The sequence below is a fragment of the Psychrobacillus sp. L3 genome, from assembly GCF_042945595.1.
Classification (GTDB): Bacteria; Bacillota; Bacilli; order Bacillales_A; family Planococcaceae; genus Psychrobacillus.
Genome location: NZ_CP168493.1, coordinates 1,253,564 through 1,273,959 on the forward strand (window position 1 = coordinate 1,253,564; position 20,396 = coordinate 1,273,959).

The window sequence follows — 20,396 nt, forward strand, 5'->3', positions numbered from 1 at the left end:
TCAAAGAATTTTATTCACTATAAATTTTCATTAATTTTTCATTCTTGTATTTTATAGTTTACCTTAGGGAATAACATTAGATACTGAGGAGGATTAATAAATGGGGCAATTTAGAGAAGATCGAAATAATAATAAAAATTCAGCTGTATATGGGGACTTATTAGAGTCAAAATCACAAGGAAGGCTAATGTTAAATAAAGTTCCGGTAATCATCACAATCTATTTCTGGATTATTAAAATCATGGCAACAACAGTGGGGGAGACGGCAGCAGACTTTATAAACGAAAAGTTTAACTTAGGTCTTACTATCACGACTCTTATAATGAGTGTACTATTGCTCATAACTTTGGTATTTCAGTTCAAGGCTACTAAGTACGTACCAAGTTTATACTGGTTAACGGTTGTATTAATCAGTGTAGTTGGTACGTTAGGTTCAGACAATTTAGTTGATAATTTAGGAATACCTCTTGTGACAACTACAATTATCTTTTCAATAGCAGTGATAATCAGCTTTGCGATTTGGTATGTGAGTGAGAAAACGTTGTCCATACATTCTATTCACACGACTAAGCGTGAAGTCTTTTACTGGATTGCAATTCTGTTCACTTTTGCTTTAGGTACTTCTGCAGGTGACCTTATAGCAGAGGGGCTTAACATTGGTTACTTGAATTCCGCAATTATGTTTGCTGTTTTGATAGGTTTAGTAGTTCTTGCTTATTATGGTTTTAAAATGAATGCAGTGTTGGCTTTCTGGATTGCCTACGTTTTAACACGACCATTCGGCGCTTCTCTTGGAGACTATTTGTCACAATCTCACCATGCAGGTGGTCTTGGACTGGGTACGATGGGTACAAGTCTAATCTTCCTAATAACAATTTTGGGATTAGTTATCTACTTAACAAAGACAAAAATAGATAATCCGGTTCAAACAGAAGAGTAAAATGAAAAGTTGATGATGGTCGTCAAAAGTAATATACTAGTTCACTTCAATTGCCTATAAGTTAATTGTTAAATCGGGCTAATATAAAAAAAAGAAATTCCATTTGTTTATTCATAACAAATGGAATTTCTTTAATATAAAGTTACAATTTCTAAATCTTGATCTTTTAAGTACTCAATTATCTTAGGTAATACTTCTACAACAACCTGAGATTCATGCAGGAGGATAATAGATCCAGATGATTTAGTTTCTTGTATATATTTAAAGATTTCATCAGCATCTTGGTTTTTCCAATCTTCTGTATCCGCATTCCATAGTACTATCTTGTTATGGGTTTCGTTCATTAACTCCATTGTTAATTCGTTTTTAGAGCCATAAGGTGGTCTAAAGAGGGTCACTTCTTCATGCGTAATTTCTTCTATTAATTGATTAGTTTGCATAAGTTCATCTTTTTGCTTTTGATAAGGAATTTTGGTGAAATTTGGATGATTCATAGAATGTCCACCAACAGAATAACCATTTGATATTACATATTGAACGGAGTCAGGAAATTTCTTTACATTATTTCCTATGAAGAAGAATGTGCCGCCAGCTTGGTTCTCCATCAATATATCTGTAATCTCTTTTGTGAAATTTGAAGGGCCATCATCGAAAGTAAGAGCGACTTTACCCTTAGGGATACTATATGTAATCGTATCTTCTAGCTTTACAAATGGAAAAATTATTTCTTCATCTTCAATTTCACTAACTGATTCAGTTTCTTCTTCGTCACTCCTAATAGCAATTAGATTTTCTTCTTCAGCTATTACTTTTGCCTTTCCAATTGCTTCTCCCTTATTAAGAATAGAGGTGCTTAGTATAATAATGAATACAGTGCTTACTAAGGCAAAAATTTTCCAAGAAAGCTTACGACTAAAATACATTGAGCTTGTGTCGTCAGTTTTTGAAAAGTTAACTGGATCTGGATTATCAGGGAAGACAGTCAAATTCTTTATCTGATGTATTTCTTCATTGTACTTTAACGCATGTAATCCATTTACATAAGCTTCTGAACATGAAAAATAAACTTTACTGCTTTGATCTCGATATGTCTTTGTTATAAAACTTGTATATTTGTTTGTAGTTAAGTCAGCTATGCTTTGAAAAGATAATCTGTATTTATGAAGTCCACCAAGCTCGGTAACTGTTTTCAAATTTTCAGCTGTTTCATAGTCAATTTCCCATAGTAATTCAATTTCATGCTCAGATAATAATTTTATTCGCAAAAAGGAATGATTCGGTGTGCTATCAATTGATAATAGTTCTATTAGTTTCCCTTGATAGAATGACATAATTGTATCCTTTCTCTACTAATGAAAAGAAAACCCATTATAATTCTTTGTTAATCATAGTTTTTGAAGAAAAAGAAAAGGACATTCTCTCTGTAAAATCATTAATTGTTTGCATCAACTCTGATTTTTCTTCAAGTATCTTCGCATTTTGTTCTACGTACTTTTTATTTTCTATTTCAATCTCTCTCATTTTTTCTTCGAGTTCTCTTATATTTAACATATTTTGATATTGAATATTGTTCGATTCCTCTTTAAGCAAATTATATTTATTAATTTGTTTATCTAGTTGATTTGAAACTTTATCAAAATCGCTGTTTGATGTATTTTGATAATCTTTAAAATCTTCAAGAAGTTGTTCGTATACCATTTGCTTATTTGTTAAATTACTTTCCAGTACACGGATTTCTTTATGGTTGTCTTGAATAATTTGTTCTTTTTTAACCAACTCCTGCTTTATACGATTATTCGTTTCACTTGCTATGTGTAATTGATCTTCAAGACCATCATTTTTATAAAGAATTAGTTGTCGGTCATGTAGTATGTTTTCTAAAGAAACAATTAAATCCAGTGATACTTTGTCCTGATTTTCTTTAGATAGTATGTACTTATCGGTTGTATAACGCTCATCTACATTGATAAGCTCGTTCTCTTCAATGGTAATTGCGCTTACTTCCTCAAAATGGTTGGTTTGAGAAAACTGATTTTGATTTGATCGGACATTTTTAAACCAATTTATTGACTTGTTCCTGTTATCTTTAGTCATAGTTACATCTCCTATTAAATTTATATGTTAAAACTACTATCAAATGATAAAGATGAATAATAATTGATACTAAAGTAATTATTTTTCGAACATCAAATAAGTTTCAAAATTACTAGCTTCTTAATTCTATTGTATGATTATGTAGAATAATGTCAACATAATATAATAATGTTAAGCTCTGAGGAGTAAATTTTGTTAAATACATTCTTTTTCATTAATACATCATGCTTTGTTATTGACGCGATTATCATAGTGATTTTATTTTTTACTGTTCTTATCTTGTTCTTTTCACTTCGAAGCAATAATCGCTAAACCGTTCACTGACTAATCGGTGAAAGTTTTAGCAAAAATTAACCGTATGTACTTGCACAGAACTAATTATTGAGGTAGCATTACAACTAATTTATGGTGAATTCGAGAAGGCGAGTGTTAATAAATATGAAAATAGTTACAGTAGAAGATATTGTCCGTCGGTTTTCTTTTGAGGTGTTAACAGGACAAGAACAATTGGCAAGAGAATTAAAGAAAACCAAAGTACGTCGACCAGGACTAGAGTTTATGGATAAATTCGATTTCATTGCGACTGAATATGTGCAGATTTTGGGGAAAAATGAAATTAATTATTTACATACACTTACAGAGGATGAATGTAAACTTCGCATCGGAAATATTGTGCAATACGATCCTCCGTGCATTGTGATTACATCGAATCAAGAAGAGCCGCTCGGACTAATAGACTACTGTGTAGAAAAGAAGATTCCGGTATTGCGTACATACGACACGATGAGTGAAGTTTGTGAGAAATTGGATGCATTTGTTGTAAAAGCGATGGCACCAGAAATTGCAATTCACGGAGTATGTGTAAATGTCTCTGGGATTGGTATTCTTTTGCGAGGCAAGTCTGGAGTTGGAAAAAGTGAAACGGCCCACACATTAATAGGACGGGGTCATCGACTGGTGGCGGATGATATCGTCGTTTTGAAGAAATTAAGCCCCCAAACTCTACTAGGCTCACATAATGATAAAAATAAAGAATTTCTCGCTTTGCGTAGTATTGGCCTCTTAAATGTCGTTCGACTTTACGGAAGAGCCGCTTTTCAAGAAGAAACACGAATTGCACTCGATATTGAACTGACAAAATGGGAGCATAATGCTTTGAATAATGAACTAGAGTTAGAATCGAAATTCACGGAATATATGGGTGTTCAAATTCCACATATTCAAATTCAACTACAGCCAGGTCGTGATGTTGCTGGTTTAATAGAAGCAGCAGCGAATAACTGGTATTTAAAGCAGCAAGGGTATAGTGCTGCGGAGGATTTTGTTAAGAGACTCGAACAAGATTTTGATGATTCTAAATCTAACTAAGGTCCATAAAAGTACCAAATTAGAAAAAAGCGTAAAAATAAATAGTAAAATAGAAAAAGAAGACATGTACAGATAAAGTACATGTCTTTTTGAATTTCATTTCATAATCAGTTCATAAAGGAATGTTATAGTAATTATTGTAAGCTTGCAGAGAACGTTTCAAGGAAGGACATGTAATATGAAAGAAACAATAAACGAAAATAAAAAAGGGAACTGGCGACAGTTTTTTCAACTAATAAAAGATACTGAACCACCGAAGCTTTTATTAATCATTGCGCTTTGTATGAGCTTTGCAACAACGGGAGTAGGATTCGTTGTTCCGTTATTCACCAAAGAATTAGTGGATGGTTTTTCAATTGAGTCACTTAATTATTGGCAAATTACTTTGCTAGTTATTGCATTTATTGCACAAGCAATAGCGAGCGGACTTTCAATATATTTATTAAACCGTGTTGGTCATCATGTCGTAGCTAGTTTAAGAGATCGATTATGGAGAAAACTATTACATTTACCAATAGCCTATTATGATAATAATGATACAGGTGAGACACTGAGTCGAGTAACGAATGACACAGCAGTTGTGAAGGAACTTATTACGGAACATCTTGCCAACTGTTTAACGGGTATTATTGCGATTATCGGTTCCGTTACCATTCTATTATTTTTGGATTGGAAAATGACATTAGTCATGCTGATTGCCGTTCCGATTGCTATGGTTATTTTAATGTTGTTAGGGAAACGAATGTTTGTCATTTCAAAAGGAATGCAAGATGAAACGGCAAAATTTACTGCCATATTAAATCAAGTATTACCAGAAACCCGTTTAGTCAAAGCATCCAATGCAGAAGAATTGGAATATAATCGTGGTAAGAAAGGCATTACCAATCTGTTCAAGTTTGGTTTAAAAGAAGCGAAAATACATGCACTCATTACTCCTTTAATTTCTTTTGTTCTGATGATCGTACTTGTTACGATAATAGGCTACGGGGGTATTCGTGTTTCTTCTGGAGAACTTACAGCTGGTGATATGGTAGCATTTATTTTATATTTAATACAAATTATTATTCCAATGACTCAGCTAACAATGTTCTTTACTCAGTTGCAAAAAGCAATGGGTGCAACGGAGCGAATTAGTTCAGTACTTCAACATGAGGAAGAAGAAGTTCATGTGGGTACCGTATTAAAGTCTGTAACTGAACCCATTCATCTGCATCATGTAGACTTTGCATATGGAAAAGAACGGATATTAGCGGACATTGATTTTACCATTGAACCAGGAAAAGTAACTGCCATTGTTGGACCAAGTGGAGGAGGGAAGACAACTACATTTTCACTTTTGGAACGTTTTTATCAACCTACTAAAGGAACGATTACGCTTGGAAATAAGCCAATTGATACGTTTTCTTTACATTCTTGGAGAAGTCATATCGGATACGTTGCTCAGGAAAGCGCCCTCATATCTGGAACAATACGCGATAACATTTGCTATGGGATAGAAAGGGAAGTAGAGGATGAGGAACTTGAAAGGGTTGCGGAAATGGCATATGCTGAACAATTTATTCAAGCACTTCCACATAAGTTTGATACAGAAGTAGGAGAACGAGGAGTCAAACTTTCTGGAGGGCAACGACAACGAATTGCAATTGCGCGAGCATTATTACGTAATCCTCAAATATTAATGCTTGATGAAGCGACATCTAGTCTCGATAGTAATTCGGAAATCTATGTTCAAAAAGCATTGGATAATTTGATGAAAGGAAGAACGACACTTGTAATAGCGCACCGTCTATCTACAGTTGTAGATGCAGACAACATTTTATTTGTGGAAAAAGGACATATTACAGGAAGTGGAACGCATAATACGCTATTTCAATCGCATGAGATGTACAGAGAGTTTGCAAATCAGCAATTGCGTATTCAAGAATAAGTTAGAAAGGATTTGTTGTTATGACAAAACTATTAATAGTAGATGATGATGAACATATTAGAGAGTTAGTGAAAGTATTTTTGCAAAATGAAGGCTTAGACATACTGGAAGCAGTGGACGGAGTAGATGCAATGTCCAAGCTTGATTCAGAAAAAATAGATATGGTCATTATGGATATTATGATGCCAAATATGGACGGATGGGAATTATGCAAGGAAATCCGAAAGTTTTACAATGACTTGCCTATTCTTATGTTGACTGCAAAAGGAGAAACTGCTCAAAAGGTAAAAGGTTTTAATCTTGGAACAGATGATTATCTTGTTAAACCATTCGAACCTGCTGAATTAATTGTTCGCGTTAAATCCATTCTAAAAAGGTATCATATTTCTTTATCTCAAACGGTGGAAGTTGGTAATGTCCGGATGAATCGTAATACGTATGAGTTAGAGTATATGGGAGAAAATATTACACTACGATTAAAGGAGTTTGACTTGTTATTTAAATTAGCGAGTTATCCAGGAAAGACATTCTCACGTGAACAATTAATAGAAGAAATTTGGGGATTTGATTATGAAGGGGATGAACGAACAGTAGATGTTCATATTAAAAGGTTACGTGAACGATTCCCGAAAGAAAATAGTGGATTTTCCATAAGAACCATTCGCGGTCTTGGATATCGTTTGGAGTTGGGTTCATGAAGAAATGGAAGTTCATTGGAAAAGTTCTAGCTGTTATTGCACTTTTTCTTTTAGCTACTACCATTTTTGCATTCCTATCTTTTCATCTAACCTCTTTTCTTTATGACTGGATAGGTAAGTATCCTAGAGGGTATTGGCAACAACTTATTACAGTAATAGGTGTAATATTTTTCTTTTGGTGTACAGCAATCATTGTTTTTTTATTTGGTTCCAAGAGACAGCGAGTTTATTGGGATACGATTGTTGCTGCTTTACGACAAATGTCAACTGGAGATTTTAATGTGAAATTAGACCTTAAAGCAAATGGAGAAGATCAATTTGGACAGTTGATAAGCGGGATAAACAATATGGCAATTGAGTTAGGCGAAATGGAGAAAATGCGGCAAGAGTTTATCTCCAATGTTTCGCATGAAATTCAGTCTCCTCTTACATCCATTAATGGTTTTGCAAAAGCGTTGAAAAACATTGACTTGACGGATGAGAAACGACTTCATTATTTAACAATTATTGAAACGGAAAGCAATCGACTCTCCAAGATTAGTGATAATTTACTGAAGTTAACGTCTTTAGAATCACAACATCACCCTTTTGAACCGAAAAAATATAGACTAGATAAACAGTTGCGCAATGTTGTCTTAGCGTGTGAACCAACCTGGGTAGGGAAAGATATTGAAATGGACATTCAGTTAGAAAAGATTTTAATAGAAGCCGATGAAGATCTGATGAATCAGGTGTGGATGAACATACTTAGTAATAGTATTAAATTTACGCCCAATGCAGGTACGATTTGCATTCGTTTATGGAAACAAGAGGATGCAGTGATTACTTCCATCACGGATAACGGAATAGGGATGACAGCAGAGGACCAATTGCATATTTTTGAACGATTCTTTAAATCTGACCAATCGAGAACGATATCAAATGGGGGAAGTGGCTTAGGACTTTCTATTGTGAAAAAGATTGTAGAAATGCATCACGGCACAATCTCTGTACAGAGTAAGGTTGAGGAGAAAACAACATTTCTTACAACATTGCCTATACTTCAGAGGGTAGTAGCAGAGAAATAGCTAGCCCTTATAAAGCAATTAGTAGTTGATTAGATCGAAGAAGAGAATGTACATTACTAAAATTACTTAGTAATGTACATTCATGCAATTTTATCCACAAACCAAGATTAAAAATTATACAGCAAATTTATTTTTTTTAATCAACCGTAACCGAAAGCTCTTTTACTCGCAAAGATGGAGAACCAAAACCGCCTGGAAGGAAATGTATATCTGAACCAATTTCTTCGATCTCTTTCATATAGTCGAAGAAGTTACCGGCGATCGTCATTTGTTTAACAGGCGCGGAAATTTTGCCATCTTGAATATAGAAACCTTTTGCAGCAAGCGAAAAATCTCCAGAAATCGTATTAGTGCCCGAATGTAGACCAGATAACTCTGTAATGAGAACTCCATTTGTTACGGAAGCAATTAAGTCTTCCTTCGTTCTTTTACCGGGTGCAATGTACATATTTTGCGGTGCAATAGTAAGTGTGCTTTTATAGGATGCTTTATGTGCATGTCCAGTTGTTTCTACTCCCTCCATTTTTGCAGTTTTTCGGTTATGAAGAAGTGTTTCAAGTGTACCATTTGATACGATGGCACGTTTTCTTGTTGCCACGCCTTCTCCGTCGAAATTTGAACCTGTAACTGCATCTGGATGAGAAGGACCATCAAGCAGCGTGAAGATTTCAGATGCGACTTTTTCACCGACTTTTCCTTTTAAAAGAGACTGATCCTTTTGTGTATTTTCAGCTGAAAAGATCGGTGTGTATGTTGCAAGTAAAGATGCAGCTGCGTCATGTCGCATGATGATTGTGTATTTACCAACAGGAATTGATTTTTCACCGAGATTTGATAGCGCTTCTTCAGCCGCTTCTCTCGCAATTTCATCGGCATCAAGAGAGCTAAAATCACGCGTCATTTTAATGAAACTACCTGTTTTCATTTCTTCTCCATCTTTCACTACAGTGGATACGAAGATGATTAATCCATTCTTTTTTTCATCTATTGAAAGGCCTTTATTGTTTGCGATTACTCTGTCTCCGGAAAAATCTTGTAGAATGCAGTAATTAAGCGTGACAATCCGGGGGTCGTATGCCAGTACTTTCTTTTCAATCAACTTAATAAGTTCAATTTTTTCTGGAATTGGGACATTTGCGAGTTCTTGGCTGTAAAATTTATGCCCTGTGTACTCTTTACTTCCTTCGAAAATATCAGTGCCATCATCTTCATCGAGGACATCTGCATTCGCTTTCGCTTTGTCGATCAAAAAAGAGATGGAATCTTCATCTAATTTTTCCGTGTAGGCATAACCCATTTTCCCATTATATAGACCTCGTAGACTAAGACCACCATCTTCGGAAGTTTCGTAGCTATCAATTTCGCCTTTGAAAATCATGCATTGAAATGTTTCAGTATGCTCATAATACACTTCAGCTTCTTTGAAACCAGCATCCATTGCCTTTATTAAAAGTTCTTTTTGGAATTCTGTAATATTCATCTTTTATTCCCCCTTTGTCCCACCAACTGTAATTTCACTTATGCGAATCATCGGCTGACCAACATTGACTGGGAGGCTTCCACTCAACGATCCACACATTCCCGCACCATGGGCAAGGTTATTTCCAACGCGATCCACAAGTTGTAATGATTTAGCCCCATTACCAATTAGTGTTGCACCTCGAACGGGACGGCCAACTTTTCCATCTTTCACGAGATACGCCTCCATTACAGAAAAGTTGTAATCCCCAGTTGCTGGATTTACGGAGCCTCCACCCATATATTTTGCATATATTCCGTTTTCCGTTGAAGCAATAATTTCTTCTGGTGTCGATTTCCCAGGTGCGATATACGTATTTGTCATACGAGAAGTTGGATTGAAACGATATGACTCACGTCGTGAGGATCCAGTTGCTTCTGTATTCATACGACGAGCATTAAATTTATCCACGAGATAACCTTTCAAAATCCCATTTTCAATTAAGACATTTTTACGAGTTTTCTCCCCTTCATCATCAATAGAAAGTGAACCCCATTCGTTTGGAAGTGTTCCATCATCAATGTATGTCACGATATCTGGAGCAACCTTCTCACCAATACGATTCGCAAATACGGAATTATTTTTAGCAACTGAAGTTGCTTCAAGACCGTGTCCACACGCTTCATGGAAAATAACTCCACCAAATTCATTGTCGATTATTACTGGAAACTTTCCGCTTGGACATTCATCTGCTTCGAGCATCGTCACCGCAATACGCGACGCTTCTCCTGCATAATGTTCGAGATCTAGGTTTTCGATAAATTCAAAACCAGCGTGGGCACCTGGACCGTAGAAACCTGTTTGCATTTCAACGCCATCGGAAGCGGTTGCCTGAATGGATAGCCTGCTATGGACACGAGTGTCTTCTACAAATTTACCTTCTGAATTGGCAATTAGCACATTCTGTTCTTCGTCCATATAGCGAAGTTTAACCTGCTGGATGCGCTCGTCATAATTTCTCGCGATATCATTAGCCTTTCTCATAACAGCTACTTTCCTAGCTTGTTCAACTGTTTGTGGCATTTGTTGAATATGGTGAATGGGAATAAATGTTCCTTTTTGAAGCGGATGAATGATGCCTTGCGCTCCTCCTTTTATTGCTAGCGCAGCACGTTTTGCCGCTAGCAATAAGCCTTCTTCCGAGAAATCAGTCGTATACGTGTAAATGCTTTGAAGACCCGAAAAAATACGGATACCTATTCCAAATTCACGACCAGATATGCTTTTCTCTATTTTTCCACTCTGCAATTCCATGGTGTTCACATATTTATCTTCAATGAACACTTCAGAAAAATCACCGCCAGTCGCGAGTGCGGCTTCTAGCACGTTTTCAATAACAGATTGTTTGATCATATTTTCTTCCCCCTTCTCCTAAAATTATAGCTTAATATCGATACGAATAAATAAAATAAACTGATAATTTAGTGTTTTTTGTTTAAAAGCCACTATATATTTATATGAAATACTAGGGAGAAATTATTAATAAGAGTAATTATTTTTATTATGATAATGAAAATGTTGAAAAGAACAGTTAAGTGAATAGGGGGAAACTTTATGATATTAATTGGCTGGAGATTTTGTGATATTTAATTTGATAGAACCTTAAAAAAGCCCAATCACATAAATTGATGATTTGGCTACTTTTAAACATAAGTTTATAAATTTTTATGCTGTGAACAGGTTAATTTCCGCTCAGACGGATACTTTCAAAGGGCAAGCATCAAGGAATTCCCTCGCTGCGCTTTAGTCCAGATTCTCCATAAAATTCTTCTTTATAGTGTATCAAATGTTTAGTCCAAAGCACTCTAGAAATAGAGAAGACAAGGTGCACTTAAAGGGCGCTTGCGTTTTTCTTATTCAATTAGTTTACTAAAACCTTTATGGTATTAGACAATCAACTAGGAAGGATTACTAATAAAACAGTTTTGTCTGAAGTATATCGAGACAGTAATCCTTTTTTTAGAGATAAGAAAGTATATGGATTTTCGTCCTACGAAACCAGTGTTCCTAGTACTTTAAAGAATTAATTAATACCGCGGATTTCCGTTTCAGGTGGACGCTTTCCGCGGGGTGAGCGATGAGCCATCACCGCCGCATTCGCGTCGTTTGCGATGTCTCATCTGTCTCCGAGGAACGAAGGCTAAGAGCGCCACATCGTGTGGCAACGCCTTCGTGACCAACATCCTGTTGGCCTCCGTCTGGAGTCGCCACCTTTCACTACAATCCATTAAGTGAGTAGTTCCTAATAAAAAAGTATATGAAATTGATATACTAGAAATCCAGTATTCACAAAGACTTGAAGTGATTTTAATGGTGTCTTCCTTAAGCAGGATTTCCTATATGTTTTTACTTTTATCGTACACAGTATACATGAATAGCGGGTAGATGATTAGAATTGGTGGGGTCTGAAAAAATAGGTAGTATTCATTGATAAAGAAGCGCTGAGCGGACGAAATTGCATCTTCGCCCGATTTTAAAAGAATAGGTAAGTATTTATTCTCTCATTAACCAAAACAAATGCATTATGTCTTTACATATTTCAAGAAGGCGACGGACAAACAACCGCCACAAGATTACCGAAAAAAGTGGATGGAGAAGTGACGCAGTCACTTCTCCATCCACAAAAATTCCCATGGTAATAGTGTAGCCTATGTTTCGTCCAAAGCACTCTAGAAATAGAGAAGACAAAATGCACTTAAAGGACGCTTGCGTTTTTCTTAGAAGGTGTAGATGAATCCTCCAATGAATTCATCTTCACCTTCATTTTTTTTCGTTAAGTAGCTCAATTATATAATTTAAGACATCTCCGAAAATAAATTATTATTGGAGGTGTCTTTGTTTATAAACGGTAGAACTTTATTTGAAATACTAACTCGCAATTTCTAAATAAACAATTATGTATCCATCTTCATGCATTGGATATGCTATTTATTAGTATGGACCAGACAGAGATTTAAATAAGTCAAAGGATGCAAAATAATAAACTGATGAATTGGAGAGAAATCAACATGACAGGACTTTTTACAGCAATCTTATCAGTTATTGTATTAATAGGAACGGCATTCTTATTGTCAAATAACAAGAAAAATATCAACTATAGAGCAGTTGTAATCTTATTTATTGCTCAGCTTGTTACTGCATATGCAATGCTTCATACGACAATTGGTGGAAATATAGTAATAGCAGTTACGAACTTTTTCTCTCAATTGATGGAATTTGGGAGAGAGGGGATAGCTTTTGTTTTTGGAGGTTTTGTGTTTGCGAATGACACGCCAGTATTCTTTATCTCCGTTCTACTGTTAATTGTATTTACATCTACTTTACTTAGTGTACTGACTTACATCAGAATTTTACCTTTAATGATTAAATATCTTGGAGGAGCAATTTCTAAAGTAACAGGTTTACCAGTAATTGAATCTTTCTCGACTGTTGCATCTTCCATCTTTGGAGATACAGGAGCTTTACTCGCAGTTAAGACTCATATTCCTAAAATGAATAGAAACAGGTTATTTATAGCTACTACAGCATCCATGACAAGTGTATCTGCATCTATTGTCGGCGCTTATATGACAATGATACCTCCTAAGTATGTACTGATAGCTTTACCTCTTAATGTAATGTCAGGTTTATTACTGGCATCTATGGTAGCTCCTGCTCAATACGTTGAGGGCGAACGGATTAAAGTGAAAGATATGATCCATGATGAGTCTCTTTTTGAGGCGATTGGCAATGGTGCTATTGATGGGATGAAAGTTGCTGGAATAGTTGGAGCTATGCTAATTGCTTACATCTCTCTAATTGCTATGGTTAACTTTGTTCTTACAGCGACTATTGGAACAGATTTGACTACTATTTTGGGGTATATATTATCTCCTGTAGCTTGGTTGATGGGTGTTCCTGCAAACGAAATGATTCGAGCAGGAGGGATAATGGGAACAAAAATTATCTCTAATGAATTTGTGGCGATGTTGGGCTTTAAAGAGATTATACCCAACATGTCTGCTAAGACAGTTGGAGTCGTATCCGCATTCCTAGTATCGTTTGCAAACTTTAGTACCATTGGAATCATCTTAGGTACAGTTAAGGCAATAGATGAAAAACAATCTGCAATGGTTGCAAAGTTTGGGCTTAAGATGCTATTTGTTGCTACTATGGCATCTGTGTTAACAGCTACAATTGTTGGACTATTCATCTAAAGGAAGTAAATTATTTCTCACTTTTAACTTTTGAAATAAATGTATACAGTGTAGTAGAACTAATAATAACGATGCTAATCAGAGTGACCATATGAATAGCTTTTTCTTGAGTGTTCAAGTAAATCGCTAAATAAGACCAAATAATGACTAGTGGGTACAAAATATCTTGGTTGATAAGTGTAAACAATACAGCTAGTATGCATCCTAATATGAGCACAATAACCGTCCAACCGAGTTCTTCTATCCCTAAAAAAGTGAAGACATTGTTACGAACAAAATACGTAAATACATTTATAATACTCGCTATCGACACCCAACCTAAATATATTGAAAATGGGATGAGATCGAATAGACCGCGGTTAGTATTCCGTTTAATTTTTCTGTATATCCGTATTAGAGAGAACAATAAAAGAAAAATAATAACCGTAGACAAGAGAATCTTTTGCTGTGTAAATGCTAAAATCCAAGTTCCATTTAATAAGAAATTTACAGGGATTAATACGTGAAGCTGCTTATAGACACTCCCTTTTTTTCCACGTACAATAAATCCTTTTACAATCCATAAAAACAAAAGGAAATAAATGAGGATCCATATGGAAAAAGCGTAGTTTGCTGGTTGTATTAACGGTGTTTGCTCATTTGCAATATACCTTAGGTTAGATCCTGGGTAATAATTAATAACTAACATACCGATAAAAAAGATGAGGTTAACAATGGATATACGTATTAATGGATTCAGTATTTTTCCTCCTTTGCGTGTTTTTAGATTAATTGTTATACAATAATCCTATTCTACATAAACTACATTGGCTTCTTTTAACCATTATGGAGATAGAAGGAATCGAATGAATACCCCTTATTTTAACAATATGTGGTTGTGTCCATTAATAGACTGGGAAAGACAAGTTGCTCATTTTGCAATGGATGCGTATGTGTATGGTTTTCCTCTTTTACTCATGGATTTAACGAGAAGAAAAGGTTTATTAAGTTTAGCGCAGAAGAATAAGTTTTATCATCAAAAGGAATTATCTACCCCACAGTTTACGGAAGTGGTCAGACCAAATGTAGATACGCTTTATTCTTCTGCATGGCTCAATCTAAGTGATGGGCCATTTTTGTTGCATCTATAGAACATGGATGGTAGGTATTATCTCTTGGCACTGCTAGACGCCTATTCGAATGTCTTTGCTTCCATAGGTCCACGCACTACAGGAACTGCTGAACAACTACTCGTTATTGTAGGACCAAGATGGAGAGGCTTACTTCCTTTGAACACTCCTATCATTTATACTCCTACGAATACTGTTTGGATTACTGGAAGAACGCAAACGAATGAACCACATGACTACTCAGCAGTGCATGCTATTCAAAAAAAAAATATAAGTTAAGTAGGCTTTCTCCTACAAAAAATATTACTCGACTTTCGGACAATGAAATACTTATAAGTGATCAAACCCCACCAGAAATACTTACCTATCTGGATGCTCCTAAGTTTTTTCAATTAATGATGGAGCTGATGTATAAAATCCTCCTAATCCTGCAATTCAATCACCCAAAATAATTTACAAGTTTCATATATTAGGACTTGTTCCTAGTAATGCATTTAATTTCTATACACTTCATCCATCTATACAAAGCGCTTTGAACGAGGCTGTTCGTCACGGTCCAAATTATATCCAGATGGCAAGTAAACAAATATTCTATAGAAATGAAATGAATGGATGGAGCATGCTAGTGAATGATCTCGGTTATTATGGAACGGACTATAGGATGAGGGCTGTTGCTGCGATGACTTTGTTTGGTGCAAATATTCCACAGGATAGTGTTTAAGCATATAATTTTGTAGATAATAAGAATGAATCCTTGGATGGGAAGTTTAATTAAAAGATTCATTTTGATGCTAGCCATCTGCCACTTCCAAATGCATTTTGGTCTTTAACTCTTTACAATTCTAATGGTTTTTTGGTGGATAACGAAATACATCGTTATGCAATCAGTCCTCATCTAGGAGAGTTAAAATATAATATAGATGGTTCTCTCGATATATTTATTCAACATAATTCTTCAGGAAGTGAAAAGGAGTCTAATTGGTTATCGGCATCTCTGGGAACATTTAATCTTTTATTGAGATTGTATTGGCCGAAAACGAGTGTACTAAATGGGCATTGGAATTCCCCAATGGTCAAGCGGGTTAATTCTATTTATAGATAGAATAATACTCTAACATCAAGTTATCTTACAAAATTTCTTCATCTCTAGTTTTTTCACGTGCTCTAGGTTACAAAATGTCATCGGAAAAACTTTTTTTATTGTTAGAATCATGATAATATTCACTTTAAATGGATTGGTTTTCTACAAGAAGTTGAGATAAGGCGGAATATGGGGGGATCTTGATGAAATATTTACTTGTTGGAATTGGTATTTCATTCATAAGTATGGTTGTTGCTCTAATTATGAGTGATTGGTCTTTGCTATATAAAATCACAGGAATTGTAGGTGTTGCTTGTATAGGAATAGCAGGTTTGCTGTCGGGTGGTTTTGTTAGTGGAGATCAATTTGCAAGAAATTACAATTCTGAATCACATGAAGACAGATTCAATCGAATTTCTAACGTAAGTAAGATACTAATGATCGGTGCGCCAAATATTATTGTTGCAATTACCGCTCTCTATTTAAATTAAATAAATCTAATAGAAGAAGGTGAATAAATGAGATTAATATTACCAAAAGAATATAATGAATTCTTTCGTACTGTATTTCAAATTATTCTAATCTTGGTAGCCCTCTATAACGTATTTTATGATTGGAAATTTCAATTATCAATTCAATGAATTAGAAGATTTTGGGCCGCTGTTATTTGTCCTGGTTTTAAGTTTTTTCAGAGTGCATTATTTACATTCTTTTTATGGATATTAATAAAAGTTATGAAGTTAAAAAATAATCCAATGTAGCCATTTGAAGTAATAACCTATGGTAAACATAAGTTCTTTCTAAGTAGAAGAGAAATAGGTATTATTCTTTTCGGTTATTGTTTTAATTATGTAACCTTACATAACTTCATCCGTCTACTCTCTTTGAAGTACAGTTTTAAGAAAAAAGGAGAATACATAGCAATGAATAAAAGAATGATCTTTCTTATGTTAACAATCGTATTTGGATTGGTGATCACAGGATGTTCTAATGATAAGTCATCTACAATCGAGGCGAAGTTACCTGCAAAAGAAATGGCAGATCAAATGGTGAAGGAAGTAGAACAACCTGCTCTAATAGAATTGCAAGCAGATCAAGTGAAGGATTTTTATAAACTTGACCCTGAGAAGCTTGAAGAATATTCGATTAGAATACCAATGATGAATGTGAAAACAAATGAAATAGCTATTTTGAAGGTAAAAGATACTAAAGATGTTCCGGCTGTTGAAACAGCAGTAAAAGAAAGAGCGGAAAATGTGAAGAAACAATTTGAGCATTATCTCCCTGATCAATATGAGAATGCAAAAAACTATAAACTCGTAACTAAAGGTAACTATGTGTTATTGGTCATCTCCGATAAAGCAGACGAGCTTGTCAAAGTTTACGATAGTTTCTTCGATCAAAAATAAGCGGCTATGGTATTTAGTAGCCTTCTTTTCCTATTTTTATTCTTACCGGCCGTTCTAGCACTTTATTATTGTTCGCCAAGGCGGATTAGAAATCTAATTTTATTTTTAACCAGTCTTCTCTTCTATGCTTGGGGAGAACCGGTTTACATAATTCTTATGTTAGTGTCCACTATCACGGATTATAGCTTTGGTTTGTTGCTTGACAGACCTAAGCTAACTCCTATAAAACGAAAGTGGATTGTCGCATCTTCCATGGTCATTAATCTGGCACTGCTATCTTATTTTAAATACGCAGATTTTCTCATTCAAAATGTAAATGCGTTGCTAGGAACAAATATCCCTTTAACTGAGCTTCCATTGCCCATTGGGATATCATTTTACACATTTCAATCTATGTCTTACATCATAGATGTGTATAGAGGAACAGCTAAAGCACAACGGAATTGGATTGACTTTGGAACGTTCGTCGCCTTGTTCCCTCAACTAGTTGCTGGTCCAATCGTGAAATATAACACGATAGCTGTACAGCTCCACAAACGATCGGAAACTATCAAGATGTTCGCGGAAGGTGTTCGACGATTCACTATTGGACTGGCTAAGAAGGTGCTACTTGCCAACAGTATTGGTTTACTTTGGCACACCATCTCGAACTCAAATCCAGATTCGATACCCGCGCTAACTGCTTGGCTTGGCATAATAGCATTTGCCTTCCAAATTTATTTTGACTTTAGCGGATATTCCGACATGGCTATTGGGCTTGGCCTCATGTTTGGATTTCGATTTAATGAGAATTTCAACAAGCCATATATTGCTCAGAGCATTACAGACTTCTGGAGGAGATGGCATATATCGCTCAGCAGTTGGTTTCGAGAATATGTGTATATACCGCTGGGTGGTAACCGGCGTGGTTTGGCCATTCAAATTCGAAATATTCTCATCGTTTGGCTTCTTACGGGATTCTGGCATGGAGCAAGTTGGAATTTCATATGTTGGGGGGTGTATTTTGGCGTCATCCTCATAATTGAAAAATGGTGGGGGTTAAAGCTACTGCTTTGTCTACCACGTTGGGTAAGGCACCTCTATGCAATCATACTTATTCTAATCGGTTGGGTATTGTTCGCCTTTGATCAGCCATCCTTGATCATTCGTTATTTGGGTGCTATGGCGGGATTCAATAACCAACCACTTTGGAATAATGACACAGTTTACTTTCTTTACACGATCGGGATTTTACTCGTAATATTGATTATCGCCTCGTTACCTAGGAAGAAATCGTCAAGAATGAATGGATTGTCTCTTTTTCAACTAGTTTGGTATGGCTTTCTATTTTTTCTTTCCATAGCCTACTTGGTAGACGCAACTTTTAATCCATTTTTATATTTTCGATTCTAGGAGGTAAAAAATCATGAAGCAGAAAGCAGAGCGATTATTGGTGTTGGGTTTTGTAGGAACGCTGTTTCTACTCTCTCTGTTCTTTTTCATTTTGCCTCATCAACGTTTCTCTGATTTGGAAAATAGATACTTACAAAGTGCGCCACATCTAACTTGGGATAACTTATTGTCCAATAAGTATGCAGTAGATGCAGAGGGTTTTGTAACCGACCATTTTCCTTTTAGAAACAAGTGGCTGTCGATAAAATCAGCTGCAGAAAAATATCGGCTACAGCAAGAGAATAACGGAATCTATAAAGGGAAAGACGGATATTTATTTGAAAAGTTTTTAGAGCCTGATTATACGAAGATTCAGCAATATACAGACTCGGTAAATCAATTTGCAGGCAACCACCCGGAAGTGAATATAACTTTTATGCTTGCGCCAACATCGATAGGCCTATATCCTAAAAGGCTCCCATGGTTAGCGCCGTCTTATCCTCAAGAGAAGGTAAATCAATTTATCGGTGATCACTTGGGGAAAGGGTTAACGTTTATGAACGGCTTTGATTTCCTAAGTCCCCATGCTTCTGAGTCGATTTATTATAGGACTGATCATCACTGGACTACATACGGAGCTTATTTGGCATATGTTGCTTATACGGAGCAAAAAGGGTGGCATCCTCTTTCACAGAGAGATTTTCTGATTCAAACAGTGAGTCATTCGTTTTTAGGGAGTTTTCAGACTAGGAGTCAGCTTAATGGGTTAACACCAGACACCATCCAGGTCTATATCCCTCGTGATTCTAGTCCTACTGAGATGTACATCGAGGATACAAATCAAACGATGACGAGCATGTATGATCCGAGCTTTCTTGCTAAGAAGGATCAATATTCCTATTTCTTTGGTGGTGTCCATGCTCTAATGAAGCTTACAACCAAGCTTGAACCGGGTCAGATTGACCAAGATAAGCTATTAGTTATTAAAGACTCGTATGCACATAGTGTAATTCCTTTCCTTACAAGACATGTACCGGAAATTCACGTTATTGACATTCGGTATTATAACGGCAGCATTTCGGAGTATATGTCCAAGAATGGGATTAAAGATGTTCTATTTTTATTTAATACATCTACTTTGGTAGGCGATACTTCTCTTTTGAAACTAAATATTTGAATATAGTGTATTGCGTTATCCAAATAGGAAAAGGGACAAGCTATACCTAATCTATGTGTCATGAATATTAAAAGTTTTAAACTTTTAAAAAAAGGCTTATATCAAAAAATGTTATTGAAGAGGCACAACAAGCCTCTTTAATAACATTTTTATTATTTCTTCTTATGGATGAATAAATTCATAAATAGTATTTAATTATTAAAACACGAACAATTATTAATTATTGATTGGAGCGACAGGTGGCGACTCTAGGGGGATGAATGAGACAGATGTACCATCACAAACGACGAGAATGCTCGGTGATGGCTCATCGATCCCCCCGCGGAAAGCGTCCGCCTATAGAGGAAATCATGCTGATTTATGAGGGATATATTATAAATATTCTCACATTTCACTTTAATAGTGTTCGTGTTTTATGCTCTAACTTTGAATTATGAAAT

Annotated in this window: 17 protein-coding genes and 1 pseudogene; 13 read left to right on the plus strand and 5 right to left on the minus strand. The window is 35.6% G+C overall.

Annotated features, from left to right (window positions below; genetic code table 11):
- Window positions 1-187: 187 nt before the first annotated feature.
- Complete coding sequence (locus ACEPXD_RS05895; RefSeq protein WP_391123053.1) at window positions 188-940, plus strand: hypothetical protein; 753 nt, start codon at window positions 188-190, stop codon at window positions 938-940.
- 131 nt (window positions 941-1,071) lie between these two features.
- Here the strand turns inward: ACEPXD_RS05895 and ACEPXD_RS05900 are convergent, their stop codons facing one another.
- Entirely contained in the window at window positions 1,072-2,271 is a 1,200-nt protein-coding gene (locus tag ACEPXD_RS05900; protein ID WP_391120940.1) for a polysaccharide deacetylase family protein, read from the minus strand.
- Window positions 2,272-2,308: 37 nt separating this feature from the next.
- Window positions 2,309-3,034, minus strand: a complete 726-nt coding sequence (locus ACEPXD_RS05905; RefSeq protein ID WP_391120943.1) for a hypothetical protein — start codon at window positions 3,032-3,034, stop codon at window positions 2,309-2,311.
- 438 nt (window positions 3,035-3,472) lie between these two features.
- Between ACEPXD_RS05905 and hprK the strand changes: the two genes are divergently transcribed.
- From hprK to ACEPXD_RS05925, 4 genes are all read left to right on the plus strand, one after another.
- On the plus strand, window positions 3,473-4,402 hold the full coding sequence (gene hprK, locus ACEPXD_RS05910; protein WP_391120946.1) for an HPr(Ser) kinase/phosphatase: 930 nt from the start codon (window positions 3,473-3,475) through the stop codon (window positions 4,400-4,402).
- Between the two features lie 178 nt (window positions 4,403-4,580).
- The gene (locus ACEPXD_RS05915) at window positions 4,581-6,329 is read left to right on the plus strand and encodes an ABC transporter ATP-binding protein (RefSeq protein WP_391120949.1); all 1,749 of its coding nucleotides are present in this window, start codon (window positions 4,581-4,583) and stop codon (window positions 6,327-6,329) included.
- Between the two features lie 20 nt (window positions 6,330-6,349).
- Window positions 6,350-7,027, plus strand: coding sequence for a response regulator transcription factor (locus tag ACEPXD_RS05920; RefSeq protein ID WP_391120952.1), 678 nt, complete (start codon window positions 6,350-6,352; stop codon window positions 7,025-7,027).
- The gene (locus ACEPXD_RS05925; RefSeq protein WP_391120955.1) at window positions 7,024-8,094 is read left to right on the plus strand and encodes a sensor histidine kinase; all 1,071 of its coding nucleotides are present in this window, start codon (window positions 7,024-7,026) and stop codon (window positions 8,092-8,094) included. Before ACEPXD_RS05920 ends, ACEPXD_RS05925 begins: the two co-directional genes overlap by 4 nt.
- A 136-nt stretch (window positions 8,095-8,230) precedes the next feature.
- Here ACEPXD_RS05925 and ACEPXD_RS05930 read toward each other — a convergent pair whose 3' ends face one another.
- Together ACEPXD_RS05930 and ACEPXD_RS05935 are read right to left on the minus strand one after the other, a co-directional pair.
- Window positions 8,231-9,574, minus strand: a complete 1,344-nt coding sequence (locus tag ACEPXD_RS05930) for a TldD/PmbA family protein (RefSeq protein ID WP_391120958.1) — start codon at window positions 9,572-9,574, stop codon at window positions 8,231-8,233.
- 3 nt (window positions 9,575-9,577) lie between these two features.
- A complete protein-coding gene (locus tag ACEPXD_RS05935; protein ID WP_391120961.1) occupies window positions 9,578-10,966 on the minus strand; it encodes a TldD/PmbA family protein in 1,389 nt (462 codons plus the stop codon).
- Window positions 10,967-12,621: 1,655 nt separating this feature from the next.
- Here ACEPXD_RS05935 and ACEPXD_RS05940 point away from each other — a divergent pair.
- Window positions 12,622-13,809 (plus strand): NupC/NupG family nucleoside CNT transporter, encoded by a 1,188-nt coding sequence (locus ACEPXD_RS05940; RefSeq protein ID WP_391120964.1) that lies wholly within the window; start codon window positions 12,622-12,624, stop codon window positions 13,807-13,809.
- A 10-nt stretch (window positions 13,810-13,819) separates the two neighbouring features.
- Here the strand turns inward: ACEPXD_RS05940 and ACEPXD_RS05945 are convergent, their stop codons facing one another.
- On the minus strand, window positions 13,820-14,497 hold the full coding sequence (locus ACEPXD_RS05945) for a TspO/MBR family protein (protein ID WP_391120967.1): 678 nt from the start codon (window positions 14,495-14,497) through the stop codon (window positions 13,820-13,822).
- Between the two features lie 268 nt (window positions 14,498-14,765).
- Between ACEPXD_RS05945 and ACEPXD_RS05950 the strand changes: the two are divergent.
- The 7 genes and pseudogenes from ACEPXD_RS05950 to ACEPXD_RS05980 all read left to right on the plus strand — a co-directional run bounded on the left by ACEPXD_RS05950 (window position 14,766) and on the right by ACEPXD_RS05980 (window position 19,956).
- A pseudogene (locus ACEPXD_RS05950) lies at window positions 14,766-15,197 on the plus strand (DUF1254 domain-containing protein).
- Between the two features lie 292 nt (window positions 15,198-15,489).
- Window positions 15,490-15,639, plus strand: a complete 150-nt coding sequence (locus ACEPXD_RS05955; RefSeq protein WP_391120970.1) for a hypothetical protein — start codon at window positions 15,490-15,492, stop codon at window positions 15,637-15,639.
- Between the two features lie 57 nt (window positions 15,640-15,696).
- Window positions 15,697-16,020, plus strand: coding sequence for a DUF1214 domain-containing protein (locus ACEPXD_RS05960; RefSeq protein WP_391123056.1), 324 nt, complete (start codon window positions 15,697-15,699; stop codon window positions 16,018-16,020).
- A gap of 182 nt (window positions 16,021-16,202) precedes the next feature.
- Window positions 16,203-16,490: a DUF5316 domain-containing protein gene (locus ACEPXD_RS05965; protein ID WP_391120973.1), complete on the plus strand. Its 288-nt coding sequence runs from the start codon at window positions 16,203-16,205 to the stop codon at window positions 16,488-16,490.
- Window positions 16,491-16,922: 432 nt separating this feature from the next.
- On the plus strand, window positions 16,923-17,408 hold the full coding sequence (locus ACEPXD_RS05970; RefSeq protein WP_391120976.1) for a DUF4358 domain-containing protein: 486 nt from the start codon (window positions 16,923-16,925) through the stop codon (window positions 17,406-17,408).
- A 6-nt stretch (window positions 17,409-17,414) separates the two neighbouring features.
- Complete coding sequence (locus ACEPXD_RS05975) at window positions 17,415-18,800, plus strand: MBOAT family O-acyltransferase (protein WP_391120979.1); 1,386 nt, start codon at window positions 17,415-17,417, stop codon at window positions 18,798-18,800.
- Window positions 18,801-18,813: 13 nt separating this feature from the next.
- Complete coding sequence (locus tag ACEPXD_RS05980) at window positions 18,814-19,956, plus strand: DHHW family protein (RefSeq protein WP_391120982.1); 1,143 nt, start codon at window positions 18,814-18,816, stop codon at window positions 19,954-19,956.
- Window positions 19,957-20,396 lie beyond the last annotated feature (440 nt).